This window comes from Nostoc commune NIES-4072 (assembly GCF_003113895.1).
In the GTDB taxonomy this organism is placed as follows: domain Bacteria; phylum Cyanobacteriota; class Cyanobacteriia; order Cyanobacteriales; family Nostocaceae; genus Nostoc; species Nostoc commune.
The window spans coordinates 382076-405627 of the sequence record NZ_BDUD01000002.1 but is presented as its reverse complement, the minus strand read 5'-3'; the positions used below and the strand labels follow the sequence as shown (position 1 = coordinate 405627).

Below are 23552 nucleotides of genomic sequence, written 5' to 3'. Positions count from 1 at the left end.
TGTTCCTCCGGATATTAATAAATTGTGCTTCAATCTCCTAACGTTGTTTAGATTAAGAAAGCAGATAATATTTTTGGCAAGACGATGGCAGACAATTCAAAATAAAATGGCGTTCTGAAGTTAAATTAATAATTTGATTAACCCCATTTAAAATCAAAAGATGAATTCCTTGGAAACATTGAAATACCCATCTTAACGTAGGAGATAAAGTTAACTTTCCTAATTGATTTTTGATGCCGATTTTGATTCTTTTTAAGCTATTCCTCAGTTCCCTCTGACCGAGATTGTAAACTAACAAGCACAGAGACATTAAAAATAACATCGTCTCTATTCTCTCAGGGTTTTCAACAAAGAAACTATCAGCAAAAAATAAAGGGTCTTTCAAAAATCTAAATCCTCTCTCACAGGACTGTTGATTTTTATAATTTCTAATAATTTCTGATGGTTCTAACTTTTCCTCATCAACTAAATTAGTAGCCAAAATAAATCTTCCGGCTGATTTTCTTTGTATTTCTATCTCTTCTGGTTTTTCATTACCCACTCCTGATATTTTGTAAATAGTCTTATTATCTTTTGTTTTACTATCGATAAGTTTAACTTCTTTAATTTCAAATAGTTTCAACTTTTTGTTGATGACTTTTAGTTTATATCGGGCTTGCTCTGGAGTCTCAAAATTTTCTTTTTTTAATTCTTTCAGCAACTTTTCAACTTGCTCTTTTTCTTTCTTTAGCTTCTTATCTAGCTTGTCTAAATCACTATCTTTTCTTTTTTGACTTTCTACTATTAGCCAAGTTTGTTTAATCCCACCATAATTTACTATTTCTGATTTCCACTTGTATCCGTCTAAATTTAGGGCTGATCTTCTCTCTATTTCTTCTAGATTTATCTCTTCTATCTCTACAGACTGAACTAACTCTTGTGCTTTTTTAATTGTCATCGGCACTCTAGTTATCCATTTTAAATGTTCAATTAATCTGAGGTTTTCTTGGCTATATAATGCGCTGTCGCAGACCATAATACTGTCAAAAACTATTTGCTTTTTAAATTCTGCTAAGATTTTTCCAAATACGGCTTTATCCGCTTCATTACCATCTCCCGCTCTCATTAATAATGGGATGTCTCCATCACTACTCGTTATTAAATCTAAAACACATTGTTTCAAATCTGGTCTATGATCGCGAGAATATCCTTTGGTTATAATTATTGGTCTTTCTCTGATTATTTCTGATTCTTTTTCCTGATTATCTTCACTATTATATTTTCCATGTAGATGAAATGATGTCGCATCCAGATGTGAGTATTTTGTATCTATTTTGAATTTCTTAATTACTGATAATCCAATTTCTATAAATAGATTATTCAATCCATATTTATATAATTTATCCATGACTCTGCCAATCTTGTCATCATTTATACAATCAGCTTCTACATCTTCTCCTAATAATATCTCTATTCCTTTATCATCAAAAAACTGCCTAAATAAATATAAAGGTCTTGATACAAATCCTAATCCGTTCAGCAAAATAGCTTTTACTAATATTCCTGATGAAATTTTTTCCCGAATATCTATTCATAATTTGGAGTTGATTATTTCCACTATTCCTATTTCATCAATTAGCCCCGCTACTATTCCTAAGTGATCTATATTTTTAATTTTTGTTTCTGAGGTTGGAGACAATTTTTTTACCTCTAAAATATTTTTGATTTTTTGATTGTCTCACGGATAGCATCACGCCTCAGTCGATATCATAATACAATGTATCTTTATTCTTGTAAAAGACCTAAAGCCAAGCATTTATCAGCTTTTTACCCACTTTATACTTCACACTATAAATTTCTTCTTCATCCCATTTACTTAAATATTTTGAGTATCTTTATTTACTCGTATCAGCGCAGATTTATGTATTATTTTTCAACTACATTATGAAGTGCGGAGTGTGGGCTGGTAAGTAAAAAAGCAGCGACACCCACACGCGCTTTCTGGTACGCATTTTTGATGATTGGTGCAGCAAATTCTGCGTATGGTGGGTTGGTACAAATCCAGTCACACTTTGGAAATTTTTCCCATGATCCGGCTAATGTTGCATCGTAGTGAAAATGTGCCTGTTTGTTCGGATCTATGTCGTTAGTCCAAATATGTTCTGCATGAGGCCACACATTCAACAAAGATGCGATCGCCCCATGTCCGACACATGGCTCACCAATCACACCAGATAATGGAACATGGCGCAGTAGTTCTGTAGTAAACCATGAGGGAGACTCGTAAAAGTTCAGTGGATGTCTACCAACAGTTTCTATAGATGCACTTGTATGTGATTGTGATGTCAGGAGTTGTGCAACAGTCATAAATTCTCTCCAACTTGTTTGACAACTTGAGCGCTGATTGATTCAAAATCCACTTGAAAAATGTTCATATCAGTCAGCATCTCGCCACTGTTATAGCGGTCTACAATATGCTGTCTAATGTCTGATTCTGAAAGCCCATCGGGAATATTGATGTGAGCTTCACTAATAATCTTTTCGGTGACTCTAACAATGACTCTCATGTTGGTTATGCCAAATATAAAAAAGTGTTTAACGTGGCGATTGCTACTTGTTTAATAGCGATCGCTTTTATCTCCAAGGCGTAAAATTATTCCATTGATATGGTCGATCTGTTGGGTCAGTGCTGCTGCTCTTGGGTCTTGAAATCTCGTCATAGTTATGTGGACTCGAACTCTGGAATAAAATGAGGAGCAATCCGTAATTGCAGGTCAATTGTGATTGTGCGCTCGATTATTTTCGTTACAGTTCAGCTTGGAGCAAAACGCCTTTTGGGGTAAGCACCCAGTAAGTACTGTTGCCATCGTCAATTTCTTCGACAAATTCCCAGTCCTGAAGTTCATCTAAAACATCGCTCAGAAACTCATCAACACCGTCGCCACAAAAGCTCCCATTTTCTGCAATCATGTCTAAAGTTCCCCTCATTTCCGGGTCAGCTTGAGCTAATTCTTTAGAAGTCAGAATTTGGATGATGTCTACATAAGCAGTGCTAATTATGCACTCTTTACCATCAGTGGCTGTAACTTGTGCTTGTAAATTAAAAGGGATGATCATAAAATTTTCAGTGCTAATTCTCTACGTGGGTATTATTTAATTGACCAACAGTCAGAAGGATTCAGGGAACTGATAATTAAAAACTGATGGCTACTAAACTGATACTTTTTCCTTCTTGCTAGCGAAAGCCCCCGCCTGCCTTAGCGCTGCACCAGGACTGGGATGAGCGAAGAACTCTTCTATAGCTTTGGTCAACCCAGCCGCAACAGTCGGCTCGTGACAAGCGTAGACATAGATGGGCTGTTGCACACCGTTAACCAATCGCGTTTCTTGGCGTGAGCCTAATTGTGGGTAAAACGTGCGAACCCATGTACCCAAGTGTCCCCGGTAGTGAGTGCCGCTCAGGGGGACTTTCTTACCCAGTTCTATCTCAGCAAAATTCACCACGCCCATCCACTTTTCTTGTGTGCCGCTTAAGGACTGTCTGTTGTAGTCAGCTATCAGATTGGCGGCGAAGTCAAAGCAATTCTGTTCCATGTATGGGTTGAGTCTGCCACCGGTGAGTTCGGCTAAAGTCTTCATTGCCTGTACGAAAGTATGTAACCGTTGCTCAACTGGAGGGAGGGCAGGTGTAGGAGAATGATTTTCCGTGAAAGAAGGTACGGCTGCAACTAAATCTAAAATGATGGTTCTTACTTGTGCTGCTACCTCAGACTGCTGTAACAACATTGCGATTCTCAACGTGCCTTGAGGCGAAAAAACTCTAACCTGAGATGTCTTAGATGGTAGACAGAGTATCTGTCGAGCATCCCGTAAGTCTTTTCCTGTAAGGGTTTTAGTCTCTTCACTTTGGAATTCTGGGTGATTAATTCTGTAGAGTTCTTTGACTGCTGATTCCGTCGCCTCAAAGTATTCTGCTACCTGTGCAGTAGTAGCCCAACCACTGCCACCCCAGACAGCAAAAATTATTGCTTTAGCCTTGGAGAGAATGGATAAAGCTTTATCGCTCTCAAAATTTGTTAAAGCTGAAGTCCTCAGTGTTCTCGACTCCAGCAACACGGATTCATTTAAAGGTAAACTCATATTGTTCCTTAGCTTATGGGACAGGCGATCGCTATGCTTGGACGGCGGGCGGTCGTCTTTTAACTGTCCACTTTTTAACAGTTTATAGTGATGATATCACTATTTTATCACTGTAGGTGCTTATAACAAAAACAAAGCCCGCTTATTCGCTAGCGGGCTTGTCCGGTTTAAGAAGATCCATCAATTGTGAATGTTTTTGCCTGAGAGAATCATTTTCTTCTCTCAGGCGGACAATTCCCCCATGATTACAGAGTCTTGCTGATATGATTTGCGTTCTAAAGCCTCTATTCGCTTTTTTAGGTCTGTTACATCTATCTTCTCAGATTCATCAATGTAATCATCAATCCACGAAATTAGGATATCCGTGATTGTTTTCCCTTGGCTGCGGACTTTATTTGCAAATTTTGTTTTCCTCTCTTGATCAACTTGAATTTGAATGAAAACACGATCCGAAGAGGCTTTTGTTCCTTTAGTCATATTTGTTTAATTCCTAGACTATTGATTCTAGCTTATCAATGACTGCTTGTAATGACAATTTCATGAACCAGATATTGATAATGTAGTGATAATATCATATAATATAAATATAAGGGCAAGGAAAGCGAACCACCTGCACCCGTAACGCGAAGGGTTCGCAAAGTTAAACCAAATCGAGTTAAAGTTCCGAGTTTAAACACAGTACAGAGACATTTTTCAGCTAACCAAAACTGAAGTGCCGCCGGGAAAAGTAGCCGGAGCTAACCCGGAGTGGCCGGAAGTAAACTTGTAAAAGCTCAAGCCATCTGGGATGATCCTGATGACCTAACTAAGTCTAAAAAAACTGGTTGCAAAAAACTTCAATCTTTTCAGAATCAAAGCGATCGCACCTCTGACATTGCCCCGTCAGCAATCGTGTACAAGCGTATGCGATTGCTCTGGCATTGCCCTACCCTAAGAGTGCGATCGCCATTTCACAGCAAACGATTGTAATTAGGATGCGGTAACTAGCATCTTCTCTACAGCTATGTGCTGGTCAACCCAAGAAATGAACAGGAGGATATGAAATCAACCACGTTGTCAGTATTGAGACGTACATATCAACAACTACAAAATTTAGTTGATCAGTTGTACGTAGCAGCCCAAGCAGCATTAGACAACGAAGATTTTTCTGATGCTAGTTTACTGGAGAGTGCAGCCGATAAACTTTATGTAGAAGCAGAAAATCTAGACATCTTAATTTCGGAACTGGAGGAGCAGTGAAAACAGACGAACAGTTGAAAGCTCGAATTAAGGAGTTAGGGCGGGAGATGACGAACTATAGTCGTCAAGGCGTTGAGCTTACTGAACAAGGCGACAGGAAACAAGGTCATCAAATGATGAAGCTTGCCCATGAAACTAGCAGGCGTTGTCAAGTTTTAATCGGCGAACTGCTCAGACGACAAGGACAAGTTTAAAACCTCCTAACCTAACCTTTCTTTACATTCTAGTAAAGCGCGATGTCACAAGCATTGCGCTTTTTTGCACTCAAATAATACTTTGGTTATGAGGACGACTGGGTTTGAAGCCGAGCAATAAGGCAGGAGGCTACGCCAAAGACTTGTGAGAGCGTTGCGGTAAACTACAACCCACACAGAGAATGCCTCTTGATACGCAAAACGATTTATAAAAAAGGACTCAGCTAAATGACACTTCAGTACACAAATCCCAACGACTGGGGCAAATCACTTCTGGATGATAACGCTTTGAGAATAGAGCAAATCAAAGCAGAAAATAAGGCGGCACTTAAAACGCCAGCAATAATCGAAATCACGTCAGAAAATAATCCCGATATTTGGGAATTACTGCAACCTCCATCTGAGCAAGTTTCTTTCTTAAGGGAGGCTTCGCCAATAAGAGAGTGAGAGTGTTGTGGCAAGCCACAACATCAATTAGTACACAAATCAAAAGGCGATCGCTCTGTCTGGAAAACTACGCGATCGCCTATAATCCAAAAGGAATTTTAAAATTATGCCACAAGTTGCAACAACTGTAACCCCTTGCGTCAAAGTTGAAGAATTGAGAGTAATCGAAATCAGCTTCTACGACCACGAATATTACGCTGGTAAGCAGCTGATAGCCACTATTACTCATGATGATGATTTAACACAACCTTGGGTAGTAGTGGTGAACGATGCGGAAGTCCATCGTGCTGCTACCCTAATGCTTTGCCATCGCTACATCTGCTGGCAGTATAAGCGAGGGACTCTGCCAGTACAGCAAGAAGCACCAAGAGCTACAACCGGGAACGAAGTTATGTGCGAAATTGCCGCCCAATGTGAGCAATTCGGATTTGAGTTGTTAGATGACGGCATTTATAAGGATGAACAGAAACTCGGTTCTATCGGCTGCACAGAGGGCAAGTGGTGGGTTATTCAGGCAACTTCAGTGCATCAGCAGAAAGTTCCGTGTGATTCTGCCTTTGATGCGGTGTGGGTATTGTCGATGGTAGAACCGATGCAACCATCTTGTGAGGAACTGCTGGATAAGCCGTTCGATAAATTAACAGCCTCCGAATGGCTGATGCTCTTAGAGTACGAGTCGTCCTCAAATGAGCCACTTGATTGCGGCGGGTTCACAGACGAAGATTTGGCATGGATAGAGGGAATGGCGGCGTAAGAAAATCAGCAGGCGTGACCGAAATCTTCATCGGTCGCGCTGCTGGTTTCGAGAAGTCAAATACAGGCTGCGCCAATGCGAAAGTGAAATGTATTGGTATTGAACAATGAACCCTCAAGAAAATGCCGAAATACTTGCTGCTTTGATGCGCCAAGAGGAACTGCTCAAGCAGTTAGTTGCAGCAATCAATAAGCCAAAACTGGGATTACACTCTGAAGCTGGCAGTTGCAAAATCTACTGCAATCGTCACAATGGTTCACTGTGGTATACCCTCAGTAATAATGAGGTAACTGCGATCGCTTCCACTGCCTTGACTGGATATTTGCGAGAACTGAAATTTGAAAAGTGTGAGCGCAGAAGTAAAGAAGTGTATAAACTGTTAGCTACAATTCAGGCAGACAGAACGTACATCCTCGAATCTGGTCATGATACTCACTTTACCAAAAGTATACTTGCAGCGATCGCAACTTTGACCCCAGAACAATTGTATTCTCCCATCACACTACAGCCTACTCCGGGAACGACAGATGAAAACGTGTTGTTCTGTCGGGTATGGGTAGAGTCGGAATTAGTCATGGCATCCTACAACGAGCAAAGCGACTGGCGTGAGATCAGCAAACAGGCAATTGCTGTAACAAAAGCTGCGGCGGAGATGGTGTTTTAGCGAGTTGTAAACAGGGCTTGAGAGACTGTAGTTATAAGTTACTCAAGCTTTGTCTACAGCTAATAAAGAAGGGGAAGGGGAAAAGGTAAAGGGGTAAAGGTAAAAACCTTGCTTTTCTAAGGATGATTTAATTCATGAATCCCTTTCCCTTTTCCCTTTAACCTTTCCCCCTCTTTTTGCTGTCTACTAGTCCGCCAATAACAAGAAATGACAACAATAATCGTTCACCCTAGTATCGAAAACTTACAGCAGTTTTCTGACTCTTTCGACATTGATAAACTATTGCAATCTGAGGGAGTTCTGCCGTGGCTTCTAGCAAATGGTTGGAACTATGACAATGAATCTTGTTTGATTGCAAACATTATCGATGAGTCTACAAGTCTGGATGAGGTTTGGGAATCAGACGAGTTTGATTTTAATGCTCTGCCTGATGAATCAAAGGAAAAACTCAATCAGATTTTCGAGCATTTCTATCTGTAATATTTGTCACTGTCAATCAATAATTAACGCAGAGGTAACGAAAATGTTGACGAAATAAGAATCAGATTATGCATGAAAAACTCTACAGTCAGATTTAATCAGTCTGACTGTAGATAAAAATCGATTCCACAACAAATTATGGCACACTTCACTGCTACTAAGATGGAAACAAATTTGATCAAAGTGTATAACGCGACACTGTTAAGCTCATCAAAAGTTTACCAAATTAATGGTACACATTGTCGATACTTAGGCGATGCAGGTACTATCCAACATCCACAGTATCTGTTTCTACCTCTGCCAAATCAAAAGAAAAAAGCCAGCTTTCGGCTAAATCGAAACAAACTTATGACTCGGTGTTATGAAGTCGAAGGCATGGTTTATCAAAAGCCTGTGGTACAGGATAATTCACAGCAACTTCAACTATTTTGAGTTATGTCAATACATAAACCACCAGTCATAAAAAGACACATTAGGTTACAAAAAAGCTCTACAAAAGTAATCTATAGAGCTATTCCAGATATCCCCAAATTGAGAAATAGCCACAGACTAGAGATTGCAATCATAAAAGAACAACCTTGTCTGGTTTGAGACATAGGAACTTATAGGCTTATGGTCTAGCTCTAATTACAAAGAATATTGCAGTCATGTCTAATTTTGCTGTTGAAGATATATTGATTGTAATTCCATCTAAAGCAGATGAGTATTGGGGCAAAATCATCGCTGTTAATGGCAACAAAATTACAGTCAAATGGAATTGGAATAATTACGTGCGGGAGTATAAAGCTCACGATTTAGATATTTATCAGCATTTGCCCAAGGCATATCAGTTACCGCTTTTCTAGCCTTGTCAACAAAGATATTTAAGTCTAAGAAAAGCTTCGCTTAATCGAGAGTGAAAATAATGATTGAGGTAAATAATCATGGTACAAGCAATCGACAACACTATCGCTACAAATTTTCTAACTAATGCAGTAGTCGAGCGCCACAATTTCTCACAGTTAAATAAAACTCGCATTCGCTTTCGTATTCAACTAAAGAAAAGTACAAAGTCTGCCGCACCTAAATGGGCGGATGTACTACAAGCTGAAGTTTCTGAAATTGAATCAGACCTTGTTAAAGTTACTAATTCCGAAGTTGGTTTGCGGGGTATCAAGGTATTTAAGAAATTGGATGAAGCTGCTACCCAATTAAGGCAAGAGATTGCTTCAGTTCAAGAATGGATGTCTGCTGATACTGGTGATTGGATTTGTCCGATTGATTTAGCTCCCCTGGTATGGAATCAGCTAATCAATATTAGAGACAACATTGCCCCTGGTTTACGCAATCAATTAAAAGCTGATTACGAAGCGGGACTTGTAGATTATCAAGAACGCATTGACCAGTTCCTCTCACTTAACACCTGGGAATTAGCACACGATAAGCAAGAATCTGTAAAAGCTAATTTGTTAAGAGCATTTCCGACTCTGACCGACCTTGAAGACTATTTGCAAGTTGTTATTGGTCGTCCGGTGATTATACCTGCTTTGTCCGAACAACTCAATCAGCAACAAGCCGAGTGTCTAGACCAGATTACCAAGTTCATTCAACAGTATGACCAAAATCTAGAGCAAAAGCTACGGGAATCTGCTTTAGCTGGCGGTGAACAACTCGCCGCGCAACTCCTTGAAGAATTGAGCGACTGGGAGCCAGGACGTAAGCCAGTACAGTTCAAAAAAAAGATGGAAAAACACCTGATGAAAGTGCGGGTGTTACTGGCAAATGCCTCACCTGAAGCTGGCAGCAGTTTAGAACAGATGATGGCGCACTTAGATTCGATTGTCACCGACCCAGCGATTGAGTCGAAGAATCTTGGTTCTGATACGCGCAGTCAATTACAGCAAAAGATGCAAGAGATTCGCGCCAAGTTGTTAGATGAACAACGCAATCTACAATCACTTGCGACTGACGACGTGGGCTTATCGAAAGCTACCGTGATGTCGTTTAAGTTCAGGTAAAAAAGAGGGGAAAAGGTTAAAGGGGAAAGGGAAAAGGGATTTATGATAATGCTCCCGTTTATAGCATTATCGAAGTGTTACCCCATTTAGTCACAAATTTAGTCACAAGCTTTTATACCTTTCCCCCTTTCCCCTTTTCCCCTTTCCCTTTTCCCTTCTTCAAAAAAACAGTCTTGGGCGAGGGTGCATTCGCTCAAGACTAGCACCTTAAACGGAAATGCATATACACCTCAAAAAGAATACCGCACTTCTACTATTAAGAGCAAAATTCTCATGTCACACTTCTCAACCGTTAAAACCAAGCTTACTAACCGCGAATGTCTAGTACAAGCTTTACAAGATTTGAAACTGAATCCGCAAGTTTACGAAACAGCACAGCCACTAAAAGGATACTACGGTGGCTCTCAAGGAAAAAGCGCTGAAATCATTGTGTCTGGTCGCACCATAAAAGCCCGTGCAGACATCGGGTTCAAATGGAATCAGTCAAGCGGCGTGTACGACGTAATACACGACGGCTATGAAACAGTTCCGAAGCTGGGCAAAGACTTTTTCAGCAATAAACTAATGCTGGCTTATGGACAACGAATGGTTCGTGCTAAAGCCGCCGAATTACAAGAGCAGTTTGGTGAATGTGCGATCGCAGAATCCACTGACGGTACTGTACAAACTTTACGGCTGACTTTTGCCGGACATCAAGAAGTACAACAATATGTAAGGAGATAGTATGGAACGTTCAGTTTTGATTCATTTTGATTCAGCTACAGGCGAAGTACGAGTTGAGGCAGAAGGCTTTGAGGGTTTGAGTTGCTTGTCAGCGACACAGCCGTTTGAGGAAGCATTGGGAGTTGTCGAAGGCGATCGCACTTATAAAGACGAATCAGCACCACAACTTCGGACTACGAACAGTAACCAGACACGTTTGCGTCAGTAATCAACACGGGGGAATCCACAAGTTCCCCCTTAAAAACAATCATGAACGAATTAGCTAAAGAATACCCATTTGTTCATATTTACGCACAACAGAAAACACACCAACCTGCGATCATCAAAGTGAATACTGAAGGGTTGTGTGTGCTATTGAATGCTTTAATTTCTGCCGTTGCTCAATCAGAGCGCAATGGTATGGCTGAGGTTTTTGACGGCGATGCCGAAGCTTATGAGGTGATCGTAAAAGTCGTAAACACACATGACGAATTATCACCAGTTCCTTATAAAGTTGAAAAACAATGAAACTTTCAAATCTGCTTTCTACACTCGATTCACAAATCCCCATTGCTGCTGTTGATGTGTTGTCTCCCGACGAGGCAACAATTATTCAGTGGCTAACTACAGAGGCATCTAACAAGCTATCAAGTCCTGTGTTCTTCTGGAATTTGGGAGTATCAACCCTGGAGCAATGTTTAATCGCAGCAGATGGAGGATTAATATTTAAGCCAGTTGCAGAGTATAAAAAACCACAACACGCTGACCCATTGTTGTATGTGTTTGATTACATTGCGAATTTTAGTGGTGATGGAGTTTTCATTCTCGGAGATATTCACCCGTTCATTGGTAAGAATTCACCTCAATTGAGTTGGGAGATTTTATCCAAAGTTAAAAATTTATACCATCGGTTAAAACCCACAGATAAACGCATTGTATTGTTAGGACAGAACATACAATTACACGAATCACTAGTCAGGCTGATTCCTTATTGTGAAGTTCCTTTACCTAGTATTGACCAAATACTACTTCATCTCAATTCTTATTTGCATGACCTACAACAGTCAGCTATTGAACAGGAATTGACTTTTACTGTTACGCTTGAAAATGCTGAACTTGAAACTCTTTCTCGTGCAGCGCTGGGTTTAACCCTGGAGGAGATTAGCGACTTCCTTCGGTTAACAGTCAAAGAAAACTTAACTAATGATGGTGTCGTCGTTGGCGCTGATTTCATCCCCAAAGCCGTCGAGTATAAAACTCGGCTGTTGTCTCAAATGGGTATTGAATTGGGTAAGCCTGCAACTATCCCGTTCGGCGGTTTGGATTTACTGCGGGAATGGCTGACTCGTCGCCGCCGTCTGTTTACACAAGAGGCACGAAGTCTTAGCTTACCCCAACCAAAAGGTGTGTTGCTGGCTGGCCCACCCGGAACAGGAAAATCTCACTGTGCCAAAAACATCGCTAGCATACTCAATCTACCACTTCTGCAACTCGATATTGCGTCCCTTTTGGGCAGTCTGGTAGGTGAGTCTGAGGGGAATGTCAGACGTGCTTTGAAAACTGCCGAGGCGATCGCACCCTGTGTCTTATGGGTGGACGAGATAGAAAAAGCACTTTCGGGTACTGGTGACACTAGTGGAGTCTCACAGAGGATTTTGGGCAATATCCTTACATTTATGTCCGAATCACAATGTGGTGTGTTTGTCGTGGCAACTTGCAATGACCCCTCAGCACTACCGTCTGAACTCAAGAGAAAGGGAAGATTTGACGAAAATTTCTTTGTTGATCTTCCCACAGAACCGGAGCGTGTGCAGATTCTAGGGATTCATCTGCAACGCTTTGGCATTCACCTGGAATCGGAGTACCTCGAAGCGATCGCTGCGAACACCGCGAAATTTTCCGGTGCTGAATTGGAAACGCTAGCATCTGAAGCTGCTTTGCTGGCATTCGATGAGGGTAGACCACAACAGGTAACGCTTGCTGACCTCGAAGCTTGTTGTCAAACCATCACCCCGCTTGCGATTCAGGACGCTGCGGCAGTCGAGCGGATGCAGTCCTGGGCATCAACCGCACGACGGGCTAGTAGCCCTGTGGTTGCAGTGAAAACTCAGTCTTTGCGTGCTGCTAAGTTTCGGAATATGAACTGAGAAATAATCTTGGGGAAAGGGGAAAGGGGAAAGGAATAAAGAAAACCCTCTTTCCCCCTTCCCCTTTTCCCCTTACCCTTCTTGAGGGCGATTGTCTCCTGATTCTATGGGGGCAATCACTCTTTCTTTTAGTAATTGAGAGCAATCAATTAACATACTTAATAAGGCGAATAAACATGACGACAGACTTAGTTACTTATTACGGGCAGACTCCAACTATTGACCAACTGGTTGATAAATATGGTGTGTATTTAGAGAAGTTGGACAGGGAAACTAAGCTTATGCTCCGAATGGCATTAGCAACTTACATTTTTACGTTAGAAAAAGACAGTTCTACTAAGCATACTGTTGCTGAGGCACTTGAGGATGCATTGTCTAATCTGGGCTTATTAGTTTCATATCCATTGTATAAAAACTTGTTTGAGGATGTCTGCTCTGTTTTAAATGGACTAACAACTCTGGAAGCGGAAACATTACTTGAAGCTTTACAGCATCAAATTCGATGGGGCAATGCCCGTCAAGCTGTGAATTGACAGGGTAAGAAACATGGAAATCTATTTAGTTTTTGTTGATGCTATCCGAAACAGCAATAAATTCTGGGCGGCCAAAGTCGAAGATGGTAATTTAACAGTGCAGTGGGGCAGAGTCGGTTATCAAGCACAGACTAAAGTCCACACATTAGCTAATCATCAAGGAGCAGTTAGTAAATTTAACAATCTGGTAGCCGAGAAAAAAGGTAAAGGCTACCGCGAAAGTCAGCCAGAAATAGATACCTGTGATGTTTACGAAATTGAGAGAGCTATTGGATTGCTTAATGCAATACGATCTTATGTGATTCATCGGAATTTTGATCAGCATTACATTCAACTTCTTAATCAATACTTAAAAATCGTACCCACGCCGTTGGGGATGCAAATTGATCCCTACACAATATACCGAACTCTTGCTGATGTGGATCATCAGCGAGAATTACTCAATTCTCTGCTAGCAACTCCTGCACCAATTGCTGTTGCGGTGGCTGTTGATCATGCCCCTGAAGCGACAGCAGAACCCAAGGTAGTCAGTCTCAAGACTATCAGTAAGAACTTCTGGCGACATTTGTAATTTTAAAGACCCGGATGTAAGCTTTTGAAAAAATTAGGACAAAAAAAATGTCTAACACAGCAACACTACATTACGATTATGGTTCTTCAGTACTTACTATGCTAAATTATTAGCTATATCTGTAAAATAAGATTAAGAATTGCATTAAAACTTTACTAAACGCATTGCAATCATTGACACATAAGGAATATTTGTTATTAGCTGTAAATACTATCAGATTATTTTTTGGAAGATTTACAGCTATGGTTCATAAAAATGATATAAAAATCCTCACAGAGATTCTTGATTTAGACGACATAAAAGTAATATCAGAAGTTTTAGAAAATGACATACACAGCTTAGCATCAAAAGGTATCGTTACAACAGAAGAGATAGAACGTATGTTAAAAGATGCATCTGAGGATTTACCCAATTTAAAACCTTTGAATTTAAAAAGACTTGGACTTGATGAGATAGCTCTGATTAAAGGCAAGGGGAATTACTGTGCAGTATTAGTAGATTTAGATACATCTAAACTAATTGCGATTTTAAGCGATCGCACACAAGAAATAATCAAGAAAACCCTTATAGAATGGGGAACTGAGCTGTTAGAGCAAATAAAAGAGGTAAGTATAGATTTGTGGCGAGGGTATAAAAACCTAGTGTTAGAATTAATGCCGAATGCTCAAGTAGTAGCAGATAGATTTCATGTAATGACACAGATAAATAAAGAATTAGATACACAAAGAAAAAGAGAAAAACGAAATATAGAAGATTTAATTAAGAAAGAAAAATTAGCAGCAAAAAAGATGAATACGAAGAGATATTACTCGCATTAAAAAATAGTAAATATCCCTTACTTAAGAATGAAGATAACTTAAATGAGGAGCAAGCTAATAAGCTTATCCAAGTTAAAAATGTATCTCCTGTTTTAAAAGTAATGCATGAACTAAAAGAAAAGATTAGAAAAATTTTTAATAAGACAAATGATTGGTATGCGGGAGTGTTTAAACTAGGTATGTGGTTATCGAGAGCTAAAAAATATTTTCCCAATAGCAACAACACTATTATTCGTTGGTATGATGAAATTATTGCTTACTTTGATAATGGTACAAATAGTGGTATGGTTGAGGGAATTAATAATAAGCTTAAACTGATTAAACGTTCTAGTTATGGATTTAGAAATTTTGAAAACTTTAGAATTAGATGCTTATTAAATTGGCATTTTATTTATTAGTTTGGCATAACAAGTACTGAAGATCCTTTTTTGTTATTATCTGCAATTTGGGTGAGCCAATCTTTGCGAGAAATAGCTACAGTTGATTGCAACTTAGCTTGTGCTTGGTTAATAGCAGATTGTAAACGAAATCCTTCTTGGGTAAGCTGGTCAATTTCTGATTGAGCGTTTCTAACTTCTTCTTGTTGCTTGAAGTATTGGATTTTAGAAATCGCCCCATCATTCATTAAGGGAGTAATATTGTCAAGAATCCCCTGATTCATTTTGAGAGTATCTTTTGTGCTAACCAATTTTATTTGGCTTTGGTTAAGTTGACGATTTAATTGGTCAATTTCCAGTTTTGCAGCAGTGAACCGCGCATCCAATTCTTCAGAAGTAGAGAACAATCGTTCTTTTTGTTCAATGGAAAGTCCACTGCTAGAACCTGTACCATCTAGTTGGGCACGATATAAACGATTCTCTGCAACTAGAGCAACTCGACTTTTGGTAAGGTCAAGCATTTCATTGGAGAGTGAGGGAGTGAGGGAGTGTGGGAGTGAGGGAATGAGAGCATTTTCCCTCCCTCTCTCGCTCTCTCCCTCCCTCACTCCTCTTAGTTGAGACTGATAAAATTGATTTTCTCTGAGTAAAGATAGACGAATTTTCTTCAAAGAGTCAAGTTGAGCATTAGCAGTAGTAGGGTCAAGCTCGATAAGATGTTCACCAAGTTTAACCTGCTGTCCATCTTCAACATAAATTTCTTTAACTACGCCCCCAACAGGAGCTTGTATTTCTTTAACTGTGCCTGTAGGCTCTAACTTACCAGTAGCGGAAACTGCTTCTTCAATTTTGGCGATGTTTGCCCAGATAATTGTACCAGTTGTAACAGCCATCAAACCCCAAAGGATAGCGCGTGACCACTTGCGAGATTGTCTAAGAATTACAGGTTGGTCGAATTTCGGAATATAACGCGGTGCTGTTGAGGGTGGTTTTGGTTGAAGATCGGATGTATCTATTGATAACTGTTCCAATTTTTGAACAGAAGTTATTGGGGAGCAACGCGAAAAAGTGAGATCCTCGTGAAATAGGCAGGGGGGGCAGGGGGACTCACAAGTGTAGGTTTTTTACAATCAGATCTAGAAAGAGGTAAGACTTGGAAGACTTGGGGGGAAAGTAGACAAGGAAGCTTTTTTACGCCAGAACCATTCATTGAGATTAGGAAGTATTGGCAGCAGCAGCAGATGTACTGTGGTAGGGTTGTGGAAACAAACCAGTTAAAGAAATAGCCTTGCCGTTAAGTAAGTCAGCAAGAATATGAATTAAACCTTGAAGAAAACAAGAAATCTTACAAACAGTTTTTTTGGGAATATCTTGTTTTTTGTCCAGATGATTTGGAGAAAGTTCTTTCGATAAATTATTTAGGTAATGTGGCTCTATATCAGTGCCAATTGTTATAGTCCAAAGGGTAGCTACAGCCATAGCTAACCATACCCTTTCGGCTCTATTTGGTTCTCGTAAACGAGTTTTATGCCACTGCCAACCATCACTTTTGATATCCCGATAACTACACTCAATCCAAGAACGTAAAGAATACCAGAGAGCATCCCCTTGTTGGGGTAGTAAATCCGTGACAATTAACCAAGGATCTTTGTAACCTTCATCCCAACGGGCAAGTATTGTGCAATTGAGTGGATTAGTTTTAAAACAGGTGACTATTCCAGACCAACTCGTCCCTGTTTTTTGTACTAGTTTATCTAAAAACTGCCATTCGGTCTCTCCTCTAATTTGATATGTTCCAGTATAATTAATTCGTAAAAAAGGATGCCAATTCAAAGCACAAATTGTGTCAAACAACCAGTCAGCATAGAGTCCTCTATCTGCTGAAACAACGACTTGCATTTCCGGAGGAACAACATCTTTCAATGATTGGAATAATTGCTGCCAATGAGGTTTCCAAGCTCCTTTTTCTGTTCCTTTGACAATTTTCCAAGCTACAGGAATGCCGCAACCCCGATAGAGAACATGAACAGAAAGAACCGTGAAGTGTTGTCCAATATTAGTGCTATCTACCGCAAGAGGAAGCCATTTTTCTTCACTGTTCCACATACTCAAAATCCATTGGAGTAGAGGAGCAAAGCACTTAGTTACATCTATAGCAGTTCTTTTTTTTCCTGTTTTGGCATCTGCTTCTTGATACCATTCTTTTAGTCTTTGTCGAACTGCATTAGTGTTCTCTTGATTAAGCCTGCCGATAAATTCTGAGACTCTGGTTAGACTACTTGAGCCTGTCATCACTATCCCAAAGCTCCAAGTGGCTAAACCTGCTACTTCTGGCAAAGATAGATCAGGGAAATGATAACTAACAATTTTCGCCCATTCTTTGAGATACTTATTCTTTAGCATTCTTCAACCAATTAACCAATCTTCTGGTTGATTAATCATCTTGACTAATCCGCTTAATACTTGATTATATGCACCAGATAAATTTTTTTCCTCTTCTATCGATAAATACTGATATCTGAGGGCAAACTTAAGCCAAACCTGGGTTTCTGCTGCTTCTGCTTCACATTCGTTTAATTTGGCGATAAATGAGGCTTTATATCTTCTTTTTCGCCAAGCCTCTGCTAAGTTGGCACAAACTGAGCGAGATGAACGACGAATTTGGTCTGTAAGAGAGTATCTTTCTTCGTCTGGGAACCGTTTTGATATCTCAAAAATAGTTATAGCTGCCTGAAATGCTTTTTGGTAGATGATTAAATCTTCGTGGGTTATAATTTTTCTGCGTTCTTCCTCCTTGTCCACTTTCCCTCCTTGTCTACCTAGTCTTACCTCATTCTAGATGTTTTTTGTAAAAAACCTACACTTGTGAGGGGCAGGGGGAGCAGGGGAAGCAGGGGGAGTAAAGAGAGAAAGTAGTAATTTTTGCTACCGACATACCCTGAAGTATACTTAATTTCTTTCTCTCCCCCTGCCTCCCCTGCCTCCCCTGCCTCCCCTGCCTCCCCTGCTTGCCTACCTCACAAAATCGCATTGCTCCCAGTTATTGCTGCCTTTGGGGAACTACCATTGTCATTATTTGAATGTTTACCATTCCCATTACCATTATTAGTACTCATAATTATTTAACTGTTAGCGATTAGCTTTTTATAGATAGTAGTTAGTGACCAGATAAGTTTTAGCTATTCTTAATTAGCAAAGTATATTCTTTTCCTAATCCGTTTAAACTTGAGCCTCCTGTTGTTGGTACAGGCAGTAATAAAGTCCCACTAAATCCATAAGTTCTGCATGAGTCCCCTGTTCTGCAATTCGTCCTTGGCTCATCATCAAAATCACATCGGCATTTTGAATTGTCCCTAGCCTATGGGTAATGAAAAATACTGTCCTTCCTTTAAATACTTGGGCTAAATTCAAGCAAACTTGGCGTTCAGTAGCATAGTCAAGTGCGCTGGTAGCTTCATCCAGAATCAACAGTGGTGGATTTTGTAGTACAGTCCGAGCGATCGCAATTCGTTGTCTTTGTCCCCCCGATAAAGCTGAACCCCTCTCTCCAACACGAGTTTCATAGCCATTGGGCAAATTCATGATAAAGTCGTGAGCGCAAGCAATTTTAGCAGCCTCCACAATTTCTGATGGTGTAGCATCGGGCATAGTCAGGGCAATATTTTCTTGTACTGTGGTATCAAATAACAAAGTGTCTTGCAACACCATGCCAATTTGTTGACGCAGGGAGTAGAGTTCTACCTTATTAATGTCATAGCCATCAATTTTGATCCGACCAGAGTCTAATTCGTAGAGGCGGGGTAAGAGTTTGGTTAATGTACTTTTCCCAGCACCACTTTGTCCCACAACTCCAACAAACATACCGGCTTCAATATCAAGATGAACGTTGTTAAGTTGGGGGTTAGGGCTTTTAGCAAAGCTGAAAGTAACACTTTCATATTGAACTGCACCAACAATAGCGGGCATCGGGATGTTATTACGTCCAGCAATTTCTGTTTCCTGGGGAGTATCGAGAATATCAGCCAAGCGTTCTAGTGATAAAGCAGTTTCTTGGAAGTTTTGCCACAGTTGAATTAACCTTAACAAAGGACTTGTGACATAACCTGCGATAATACGAAAAGCAATTAACTGTCCTAAAGTTAGTTTTTGTTGCAATACTAAATATGCACCTACCCATAACAAAAGTAAGCTAGAGAGTTTATTCAAAAAGTTAGATAAAGAACTAGCAGTATTGCTTGTTAGAACATTCTCAAAGCTAGCACTAATATATTTCCCATAGCGAGATTGCCATTGCCAGCGAGAATTCAGTTCAATATTTTGGGCTTTGACTGTTTGAATCCCAGAAACCACTTCAACTAAATACGATTGAGTTTCAGCATTGCGTTCGGCTTTAGTTCTGGTTTGGTTACGAATAATTGGTGCAAATATAAAGGTTAATAAAGCAAAGAGCGGTACTGTTGCTAGTGCTACAATCGTTAGCAGCCAGCTATAAAAAATCATTACTACAATGTAGATAACAGAGAAGATAGCATCTAGAACAACAGTCAGGGCAGTACCAGTAAGGAAAGAGCGAATATTCTCTAATTCGTTGATCCGGCTGGATATTTCCCCAACAGGGCGCTTTTCAAAATAACGCAGTGGCAAGCGTAATAGATGGTCGATAACTTCCGAACCCAGACTTAAATCAATCCGGTTGGTGGTATCGACAAACAAGTTAGTACGTAGCCAAGTAATAATGCCCTCTACTATAGCCATTGCTATAAGCAGAAAACCCAGAACATTGAGAGTATTAATCCCGTTTTGAATGATAACTTTATCAATAATTACTTGGGTAATTAAAGGGTTTGCTAGCCCCAACAGTTGAACGAATAAAGAAGCAATAAATACTTCAATTAAAACAGTACGATGTTTTTTAATCGCAGGTAAAAACCAACTTAAGCCAAATCGCTTTTGAGGAGTTTCTTTGGTGGGTTGCAACAGAAGTACTTGTCCCTCCTCCCCCCAAGTTTCAGTAAAATCGGCTGGTTTTTTACGGACAATGCCTTGTTCTGGAATGCCAAGAACTAGTTCTTTTTCAGTGGCTTTGTAAAGAATTGCATAACTATCTTGCCAAGGAATCAAAACTGGTGTCGGTAGTTTAGATATAGCGACGGCGGGAACATTCACCAGTTGAGAAGTCAGTCCCATTAATTCTGCCAAAGCACCACATAATTGAATGGAAATGCCACCTGTGCGCTGAAAATTACTAACTAAGGCACGACGTAGGACATCGCGGCGAAATAGCATTCTTAAGTGTTGCGCTAGCATTTGAAAACAGGCAAGAGTGCCATCCACAGGTCCACGACCCGATATATGCGGGTATTTAATTCCTTGCCCAGGCTCTACTTCTTCTGCTTGTTCTGGGCGCTCTGGAGCGAATGGGGCATTTGCCCAAATTCCAGTATCTGACAATGAGTCGGGGGAGAGTGAGGGAGTAAGGGAGTGGGGGAGTGAGAGAGTAGGGTCAGTAAAACCAATTAAGCGAACTGACCCAGTGATATAGGCTTGCGCTTGCGTTAGATTTGGGCGATCGCCTACTACATAGTTAGATCCTTTACTACTAACTAACCATAACAAGTTAGGATCTAATGAAGAGAGTGATGTTTTCCCTGAAGGCAAGTTAAGAATAGTAGCTTGTTTTGTTGCAGCAATAGCCAGTTCTTTAAGATTATCGGGAATCTTGCCCCGGCGTTCTAATTCTGCACCTAATAAATCAAAAACTTCAATCAGACTGCAATGGTTGCAAAAAGCATTCGCTATAGCAGGTTCGAGTTCTATTAGATTTAAAAAATCCGACGCTTTGAGGGTTAGACAAAGAGTTTCAACTGAAGCGATCGCTGTTTCACACGGTACACCACGCAGCAAGCTTGTCCAACCGATGATTGATCCTGGTTTTAGTAATTGCAGAGTATCAGGGGCAGAAGCACCAGGGGCATATCCTAATAAACGGGCTTGCCCCTGGTAAAGAATGGCTACTCTAGCTGGGAGGGTTTCTCTGACCAAAATTGCTTGCCCCATGCGGTAGCGCAAAGGCTCAAGTTTTTCTGCAATCTGCTCAATACTAGTTATAGAAAGCTGATTAAATGGGTAGATGCTGGCGAGAAATTCTTGAATCGTGGTAGTGCTTTCTATCATCTTGTTATTAAAACTGAAGCAGGTGCATCATCATGTATGGTCAATTGCGCTTTGCTGATCTCTTCGGCTAACCAAGTCTCAAATAAATGATTCAGGAGAGTGGAGCGCATTGCATCATCTAATTGAGCCGGAATCAGCTTTTCCAGTCGCACAATCACAAACCACTCGTCCAATTTCATCGGCGGCCATAACTGTCCTGATTGGGAAATGGTCAGTTTCTGTGCGATCGCTGGATGAGGTTGACTTATAGGGACAGGGCCTAGCATCCCTTGAGTTTGGGCTTCTGCCCCTTGTGAATAAACACTGGCGCATTCAGCAAATGTCTGTTCTCCTGCTTTGATGCGAAAGTAGAGTTCTTGAGCAACTTCGGCATCGGATATGCGAATTAGGGAATAAATTACTTTGTCTAGCTGAGGCTTACATTGCAAAAAATAAGATTCTAGTTTTGTACCCCAGGTAGCTATTTTAAACTTCTCAATTTTCAGTTCTCGCGTGGCAACACCTTCTAGTTGCTCAAGACTCATGCTGTAATGCTTTAAGACTTTTGCTATAGCTTCTGGTGTTGTCAGCTGATTGTTTTGATAGAATTGCTCAATAACACCGATTTTTTCGGATGGAGTGAGTTCAAAGTCAGCGTTAGCGGAGCTTAACGAAGTTATCGCTCTTTCAATCACCAACAAACGGCACAATTGCGGCAGCATTTGGAAACCAGCCAGCAAATGCGGAATTTCTGCGCTTGTAATTGTGTGGTTGCCAATTTTTAGATGAGCCATAGGGTGCTGGAAAGTTAGGGTAGAGGAACCTATGTAATAATTTCCCTATCGCATCATGTATTGTAGGTTCTATTTATGACAATGATAGGTACACCTATATTGGGCAAAAGGATAGCTGTTACATACTTAGAGATACTTAGAAAAACTCTTTTGTTGTGGCAACTTCAGGAGAAGCTTTTAAACCAATATTCATTACCCAGTTGTACAGAATTCCGGTCTTTATTGTGACATCTGAGTTCGGAATTCTTCTTGATAACTTATATTTGATTGTTAAGCCATAATCTCATGAAATAGCTATTTTGCAAGGATTTTTCTACTTTTACGTAAAAATTAAACTGGCAATTAAATTGTCTAGATATATCAGATACTTTATGAAAAGTATACAGCTAATATAGCTAGTACTTAAATAAATATCGAAGCAATTATAAGTATAATTTCGCTGGTGTAGGTCTGAGGAACAAGAGTATAAAGATACAATTGACCGGAAACAAACGTGTCCAGTATCCAGTAATGGATGATGCGCCAAGAGTTTTCCAATCTACCTCATAATCAATCGGCACAAAGACTTTCGGATTTTCACTAAGAGTTATTAGGAAAGCATCATGAGTCAAAGCTTAATCACCCAAGAGTTCGGAATTATTATTGCTGCGAAAAATCATAACCCCACGCTCCTCAACCCAGATTTTCTCAAATATAGTGGTATAGTTCCGACACAATGGGAATTGGCTCGTCAACCAGTATCTACTCAAAGCGTATCCCAAGTAGCTTTTACTAACGGTGTGATGATAGTAGCTGAAGCAACGCGAGTCATATTTATAGAGGCTATTGAAGGTAAGGCAGCAGCAGAAATCATAATTGCAGACATTGCTAAAAAATATGTCCAAACATTACCTAACGTAGAGTACGAAGCTGTAGGTCTTAATCCTAGAAGCTACATGACATTTGACAAACAGCAAGATGCTGCCCGTCAGTATTTAGCTGAAACGCTACTGTCTCCTGGCCCTTGGCAAGAAGTTGGAACTACACCTGTACGAGCAACACTAAACTTAGTTTATAATTTAGAGCGTTGCCCATTCTATCTCACCGTCAGTGAAGCAGCGTTACGGAATCCAGACGAAACTAGCACTCCAATTGTGTTGTTCAATGGCAGTTTTAGTTATCAAGTAATTGGCGAAACCGTACCAGAACGCCTCAGAAATTTGCACCAACTTATTGATAATTGGCAAGGAGATTTATTAACTTACCAAGATATTATCAATAGCAAGTTTATCACTCAAGTTGCGGCTCATACAACTGTAGTTCCAGATGTATTCTCAATGAATGCCAGTGCAGTAGCCTAATCCAAAAGGCAGAAGATAGTTCAATATCCTACGAGAGCATCACACCCTCTACTTAGTCCTGACGGTCATAAGAACGACTAGCCTACGGTCGCAACAAGGGCGAACACCTAAACTACTTTTGCCCGATTCATCTTTGCTACATATTCAAAATAATAATAGGCAGGGTAAATGCCGCCAATATTGGGATTACGTCAACTAGTGGATAATGCAACTAGTTGGCGTA

General features: G+C 40.2%; 28 protein-coding genes and 2 pseudogenes. 19 read left to right on the top strand and 11 right to left on the bottom strand.

Translation table 11 applies throughout. From position 1 onward, the window contains the following. Positions 1 to 52: 52 nt before the first annotated feature. The 6 genes and pseudogenes from CDC33_RS34210 to CDC33_RS34185 form a co-directional block, all read right to left on the bottom strand. Positions 53 to 1678 (bottom strand): annotated as a pseudogene (locus tag CDC33_RS34210) (IS1634 family transposase). 227 nt (positions 1679 to 1905) lie between these two features. After that, positions 1906 to 2346 carry a hypothetical protein gene (locus tag CDC33_RS34205; RefSeq protein WP_244919494.1) on the bottom strand — a complete coding sequence of 147 codons (441 nt, stop codon included), beginning with the start codon at positions 2344 to 2346 and terminating at the stop codon, positions 1906 to 1908. Next, entirely contained in the window at positions 2343 to 2546 is a 204-nt protein-coding gene (locus tag CDC33_RS34200) for a hypothetical protein (protein ID WP_109013057.1), read from the bottom strand. Before CDC33_RS34200 ends, CDC33_RS34205 begins: the two co-directional genes overlap by 4 nt. 238 nt (positions 2547 to 2784) lie before the next feature. Beyond that, a complete protein-coding gene (locus CDC33_RS34195) occupies positions 2785 to 3096 on the bottom strand; it encodes a hypothetical protein (RefSeq protein WP_109013056.1) in 312 nt (103 codons plus the stop codon). 93 nt (positions 3097 to 3189) lie between these two features. After that, positions 3190 to 4119, bottom strand: a complete 930-nt coding sequence (locus CDC33_RS34190) for a hypothetical protein (RefSeq protein ID WP_109013055.1) — start codon at positions 4117 to 4119, stop codon at positions 3190 to 3192. Positions 4120 to 4341: 222 nt separating this feature from the next. Continuing rightward, a complete protein-coding gene (locus CDC33_RS34185; RefSeq protein WP_109013054.1) occupies positions 4342 to 4596 on the bottom strand; it encodes a hypothetical protein in 255 nt (84 codons plus the stop codon). Between the two features lie 270 nt (positions 4597 to 4866). Here CDC33_RS34185 and CDC33_RS38040 point away from each other — a divergent pair, with 270 nt between their 5' ends. The 18 genes and pseudogenes from CDC33_RS38040 to CDC33_RS42040 all read left to right on the top strand — a co-directional run. Beyond that, entirely contained in the window at positions 4867 to 5088 is a 222-nt protein-coding gene (locus CDC33_RS38040; protein WP_146195909.1) for a hypothetical protein, read from the top strand. Positions 5089 to 5157: 69 nt separating this feature from the next. Continuing rightward, complete coding sequence (locus tag CDC33_RS34180; RefSeq protein ID WP_109013053.1) at positions 5158 to 5358, top strand: hypothetical protein; 201 nt, start codon at positions 5158 to 5160, stop codon at positions 5356 to 5358. Continuing rightward, the gene (locus tag CDC33_RS34175) at positions 5355 to 5552 is read left to right on the top strand and encodes a hypothetical protein (protein WP_109013052.1); all 198 of its coding nucleotides are present in this window, start codon (positions 5355 to 5357) and stop codon (positions 5550 to 5552) included. Before CDC33_RS34180 ends, CDC33_RS34175 begins: the two co-directional genes overlap by 4 nt. Positions 5553 to 5780: 228 nt before the next feature. Continuing rightward, positions 5781 to 5999 carry a hypothetical protein gene (locus CDC33_RS34170; protein WP_109013051.1) on the top strand — a complete coding sequence of 73 codons (219 nt, stop codon included), beginning with the start codon at positions 5781 to 5783 and terminating at the stop codon, positions 5997 to 5999. Positions 6000 to 6001: 2 nt separating this feature from the next. Continuing rightward, a complete protein-coding gene (locus CDC33_RS41455; protein WP_280524469.1) occupies positions 6002 to 6130 on the top strand; it encodes a hypothetical protein in 129 nt (42 codons plus the stop codon). Further along, positions 6106 to 6753 carry a hypothetical protein gene (locus CDC33_RS34165; RefSeq protein WP_109013050.1) on the top strand — a complete coding sequence of 216 codons (648 nt, stop codon included), beginning with the start codon at positions 6106 to 6108 and terminating at the stop codon, positions 6751 to 6753. Before CDC33_RS41455 ends, CDC33_RS34165 begins: the two co-directional genes overlap by 25 nt. A gap of 106 nt (positions 6754 to 6859) precedes the next feature. Continuing rightward, the gene (locus tag CDC33_RS34160) at positions 6860 to 7417 is read left to right on the top strand and encodes a hypothetical protein (protein ID WP_109013049.1); all 558 of its coding nucleotides are present in this window, start codon (positions 6860 to 6862) and stop codon (positions 7415 to 7417) included. Positions 7418 to 7624: 207 nt separating this feature from the next. Then, positions 7625 to 7897, top strand: coding sequence for a hypothetical protein (locus CDC33_RS34155; protein ID WP_109013048.1), 273 nt, complete (start codon positions 7625 to 7627; stop codon positions 7895 to 7897). A 138-nt stretch (positions 7898 to 8035) separates the two neighbouring features. Next, positions 8036 to 8329 carry a hypothetical protein gene (locus tag CDC33_RS34150; protein ID WP_439956645.1) on the top strand — a complete coding sequence of 98 codons (294 nt, stop codon included), beginning with the start codon at positions 8036 to 8038 and terminating at the stop codon, positions 8327 to 8329. 215 nt (positions 8330 to 8544) lie between these two features. Further along, positions 8545 to 8742, top strand: a complete 198-nt coding sequence (locus CDC33_RS34145; protein WP_109013047.1) for a hypothetical protein — start codon at positions 8545 to 8547, stop codon at positions 8740 to 8742. 78 nt (positions 8743 to 8820) lie between these two features. Continuing rightward, positions 8821 to 9894 carry a hypothetical protein gene (locus tag CDC33_RS34140; RefSeq protein WP_109013046.1) on the top strand — a complete coding sequence of 358 codons (1074 nt, stop codon included), beginning with the start codon at positions 8821 to 8823 and terminating at the stop codon, positions 9892 to 9894. A 273-nt stretch (positions 9895 to 10167) separates the two neighbouring features. Then, positions 10168 to 10617: a DUF1257 domain-containing protein gene (locus CDC33_RS34135; RefSeq protein WP_109013045.1), complete on the top strand. Its 450-nt coding sequence runs from the start codon at positions 10168 to 10170 to the stop codon at positions 10615 to 10617. Position 10618: 1 nt separating this feature from the next. Further along, entirely contained in the window at positions 10619 to 10825 is a 207-nt protein-coding gene (locus CDC33_RS34130) for a DUF2997 domain-containing protein (RefSeq protein ID WP_109013044.1), read from the top strand. 41 nt (positions 10826 to 10866) lie between these two features. After that, positions 10867 to 11124, top strand: coding sequence for a hypothetical protein (locus CDC33_RS34125; protein ID WP_109013043.1), 258 nt, complete (start codon positions 10867 to 10869; stop codon positions 11122 to 11124). Continuing rightward, positions 11121 to 12743 (top strand): AAA family ATPase, encoded by a 1623-nt coding sequence (locus CDC33_RS34120; protein ID WP_109013042.1) that lies wholly within the window; start codon positions 11121 to 11123, stop codon positions 12741 to 12743. The genes CDC33_RS34125 and CDC33_RS34120 overlap by 4 nt, the downstream gene beginning before the upstream one ends. Before the next feature lie 176 nt (positions 12744 to 12919). After that, complete coding sequence (locus CDC33_RS34115; protein WP_109013041.1) at positions 12920 to 13276, top strand: hypothetical protein; 357 nt, start codon at positions 12920 to 12922, stop codon at positions 13274 to 13276. 13 nt (positions 13277 to 13289) lie between these two features. Further along, positions 13290 to 13847, top strand: a complete 558-nt coding sequence (locus CDC33_RS34110; RefSeq protein WP_109013040.1) for a WGR domain-containing protein — start codon at positions 13290 to 13292, stop codon at positions 13845 to 13847. Between the two features lie 299 nt (positions 13848 to 14146). Next, positions 14147 to 15063 (top strand): annotated as a pseudogene (locus CDC33_RS42040) (ISL3 family transposase); the annotation flags it as partial. On the opposite strand, the gene CDC33_RS34100 reads toward CDC33_RS42040, so the two are convergent. From CDC33_RS34100 to CDC33_RS34075, 5 genes are all read right to left on the bottom strand, one after another. Beyond that, positions 15060 to 16073: an HlyD family secretion protein gene (locus tag CDC33_RS34100; protein WP_244919492.1), complete on the bottom strand. Its 1014-nt coding sequence runs from the start codon at positions 16071 to 16073 to the stop codon at positions 15060 to 15062. The pseudogene CDC33_RS42040 and the gene CDC33_RS34100 sit on opposite strands and share 4 nt — an antisense overlap. Before the next feature lie 184 nt (positions 16074 to 16257). After that, positions 16258 to 17445, bottom strand: a complete 1188-nt coding sequence (locus CDC33_RS34095) for a transposase (RefSeq protein ID WP_109006963.1) — start codon at positions 17443 to 17445, stop codon at positions 16258 to 16260. 3 nt (positions 17446 to 17448) lie between these two features. After that, positions 17449 to 17844, bottom strand: a complete 396-nt coding sequence (locus CDC33_RS34090) for a four helix bundle protein (RefSeq protein WP_109006962.1) — start codon at positions 17842 to 17844, stop codon at positions 17449 to 17451. A gap of 417 nt (positions 17845 to 18261) precedes the next feature. Continuing rightward, the gene (locus CDC33_RS34080) at positions 18262 to 21216 is read right to left on the bottom strand and encodes a peptidase domain-containing ABC transporter (RefSeq protein ID WP_109013039.1); all 2955 of its coding nucleotides are present in this window, start codon (positions 21214 to 21216) and stop codon (positions 18262 to 18264) included. Continuing rightward, complete coding sequence (locus CDC33_RS34075; protein ID WP_109013038.1) at positions 21213 to 21989, bottom strand: peptidylprolyl isomerase; 777 nt, start codon at positions 21987 to 21989, stop codon at positions 21213 to 21215. The genes CDC33_RS34080 and CDC33_RS34075 overlap by 4 nt, the downstream gene beginning before the upstream one ends. A gap of 602 nt (positions 21990 to 22591) precedes the next feature. On the opposite strand from CDC33_RS34075, the gene CDC33_RS34070 reads away from it, so the two are divergent. Beyond that, positions 22592 to 23329, top strand: a complete 738-nt coding sequence (locus CDC33_RS34070; RefSeq protein ID WP_109013037.1) for a hypothetical protein — start codon at positions 22592 to 22594, stop codon at positions 23327 to 23329. The last annotated feature ends 223 nt before the right edge of the window (positions 23330 to 23552 follow it).

Bases quoted from the DNA above. Each gene is read 5' to 3' on its own strand.
- CDC33_RS34205 (WP_244919494.1), bottom strand. From the start codon at position 2,346: ATGACTGTTGCACAACTCCTGACATCACAATCACATACAAGTGCATCT.
- CDC33_RS34200 (WP_109013057.1), bottom strand. From the start codon at position 2,546: ATGAGAGTCATTGTTAGAGTCACCGAAAAGATTATTAGTGAAGCTCAC.
- CDC33_RS34195 (WP_109013056.1), bottom strand. From the start codon at position 3,096: ATGATCATCCCTTTTAATTTACAAGCACAAGTTACAGCCACTGATGGT.
- CDC33_RS34190 (WP_109013055.1), bottom strand. From the start codon at position 4,119: ATGAGTTTACCTTTAAATGAATCCGTGTTGCTGGAGTCGAGAACACTG.
- CDC33_RS34185 (WP_109013054.1), bottom strand. From the start codon at position 4,596: ATGACTAAAGGAACAAAAGCCTCTTCGGATCGTGTTTTCATTCAAATT.
- CDC33_RS34180 (WP_109013053.1), top strand. From the start codon at position 5,158: ATGAAATCAACCACGTTGTCAGTATTGAGACGTACATATCAACAACTA.
- CDC33_RS34170 (WP_109013051.1), top strand. From the start codon at position 5,781: ATGACACTTCAGTACACAAATCCCAACGACTGGGGCAAATCACTTCTG.
- CDC33_RS34165 (WP_109013050.1), top strand. From the start codon at position 6,106: ATGCCACAAGTTGCAACAACTGTAACCCCTTGCGTCAAAGTTGAAGAA.
- CDC33_RS34160 (WP_109013049.1), top strand. From the start codon at position 6,860: ATGAACCCTCAAGAAAATGCCGAAATACTTGCTGCTTTGATGCGCCAA.
- CDC33_RS34155 (WP_109013048.1), top strand. From the start codon at position 7,625: ATGACAACAATAATCGTTCACCCTAGTATCGAAAACTTACAGCAGTTT.
- CDC33_RS34150 (WP_439956645.1), top strand. From the start codon at position 8,036: ATGGCACACTTCACTGCTACTAAGATGGAAACAAATTTGATCAAAGTG.
- CDC33_RS34145 (WP_109013047.1), top strand. From the start codon at position 8,545: ATGTCTAATTTTGCTGTTGAAGATATATTGATTGTAATTCCATCTAAA.
- CDC33_RS34140 (WP_109013046.1), top strand. From the start codon at position 8,821: ATGGTACAAGCAATCGACAACACTATCGCTACAAATTTTCTAACTAAT.
- CDC33_RS34135 (WP_109013045.1), top strand. From the start codon at position 10,168: ATGTCACACTTCTCAACCGTTAAAACCAAGCTTACTAACCGCGAATGT.
- CDC33_RS34130 (WP_109013044.1), top strand. From the start codon at position 10,619: ATGGAACGTTCAGTTTTGATTCATTTTGATTCAGCTACAGGCGAAGTA.
- CDC33_RS34125 (WP_109013043.1), top strand. From the start codon at position 10,867: ATGAACGAATTAGCTAAAGAATACCCATTTGTTCATATTTACGCACAA.
- CDC33_RS34120 (WP_109013042.1), top strand. From the start codon at position 11,121: ATGAAACTTTCAAATCTGCTTTCTACACTCGATTCACAAATCCCCATT.
- CDC33_RS34115 (WP_109013041.1), top strand. From the start codon at position 12,920: ATGACGACAGACTTAGTTACTTATTACGGGCAGACTCCAACTATTGAC.
- CDC33_RS34110 (WP_109013040.1), top strand. From the start codon at position 13,290: ATGGAAATCTATTTAGTTTTTGTTGATGCTATCCGAAACAGCAATAAA.
- CDC33_RS34095 (WP_109006963.1), bottom strand. From the start codon at position 17,445: ATGCTAAAGAATAAGTATCTCAAAGAATGGGCGAAAATTGTTAGTTAT.
- CDC33_RS34080 (WP_109013039.1), bottom strand. From the start codon at position 21,216: ATGATAGAAAGCACTACCACGATTCAAGAATTTCTCGCCAGCATCTAC.
- CDC33_RS34075 (WP_109013038.1), bottom strand. From the start codon at position 21,989: ATGGCTCATCTAAAAATTGGCAACCACACAATTACAAGCGCAGAAATT.
- CDC33_RS34070 (WP_109013037.1), top strand. From the start codon at position 22,592: ATGAGTCAAAGCTTAATCACCCAAGAGTTCGGAATTATTATTGCTGCG.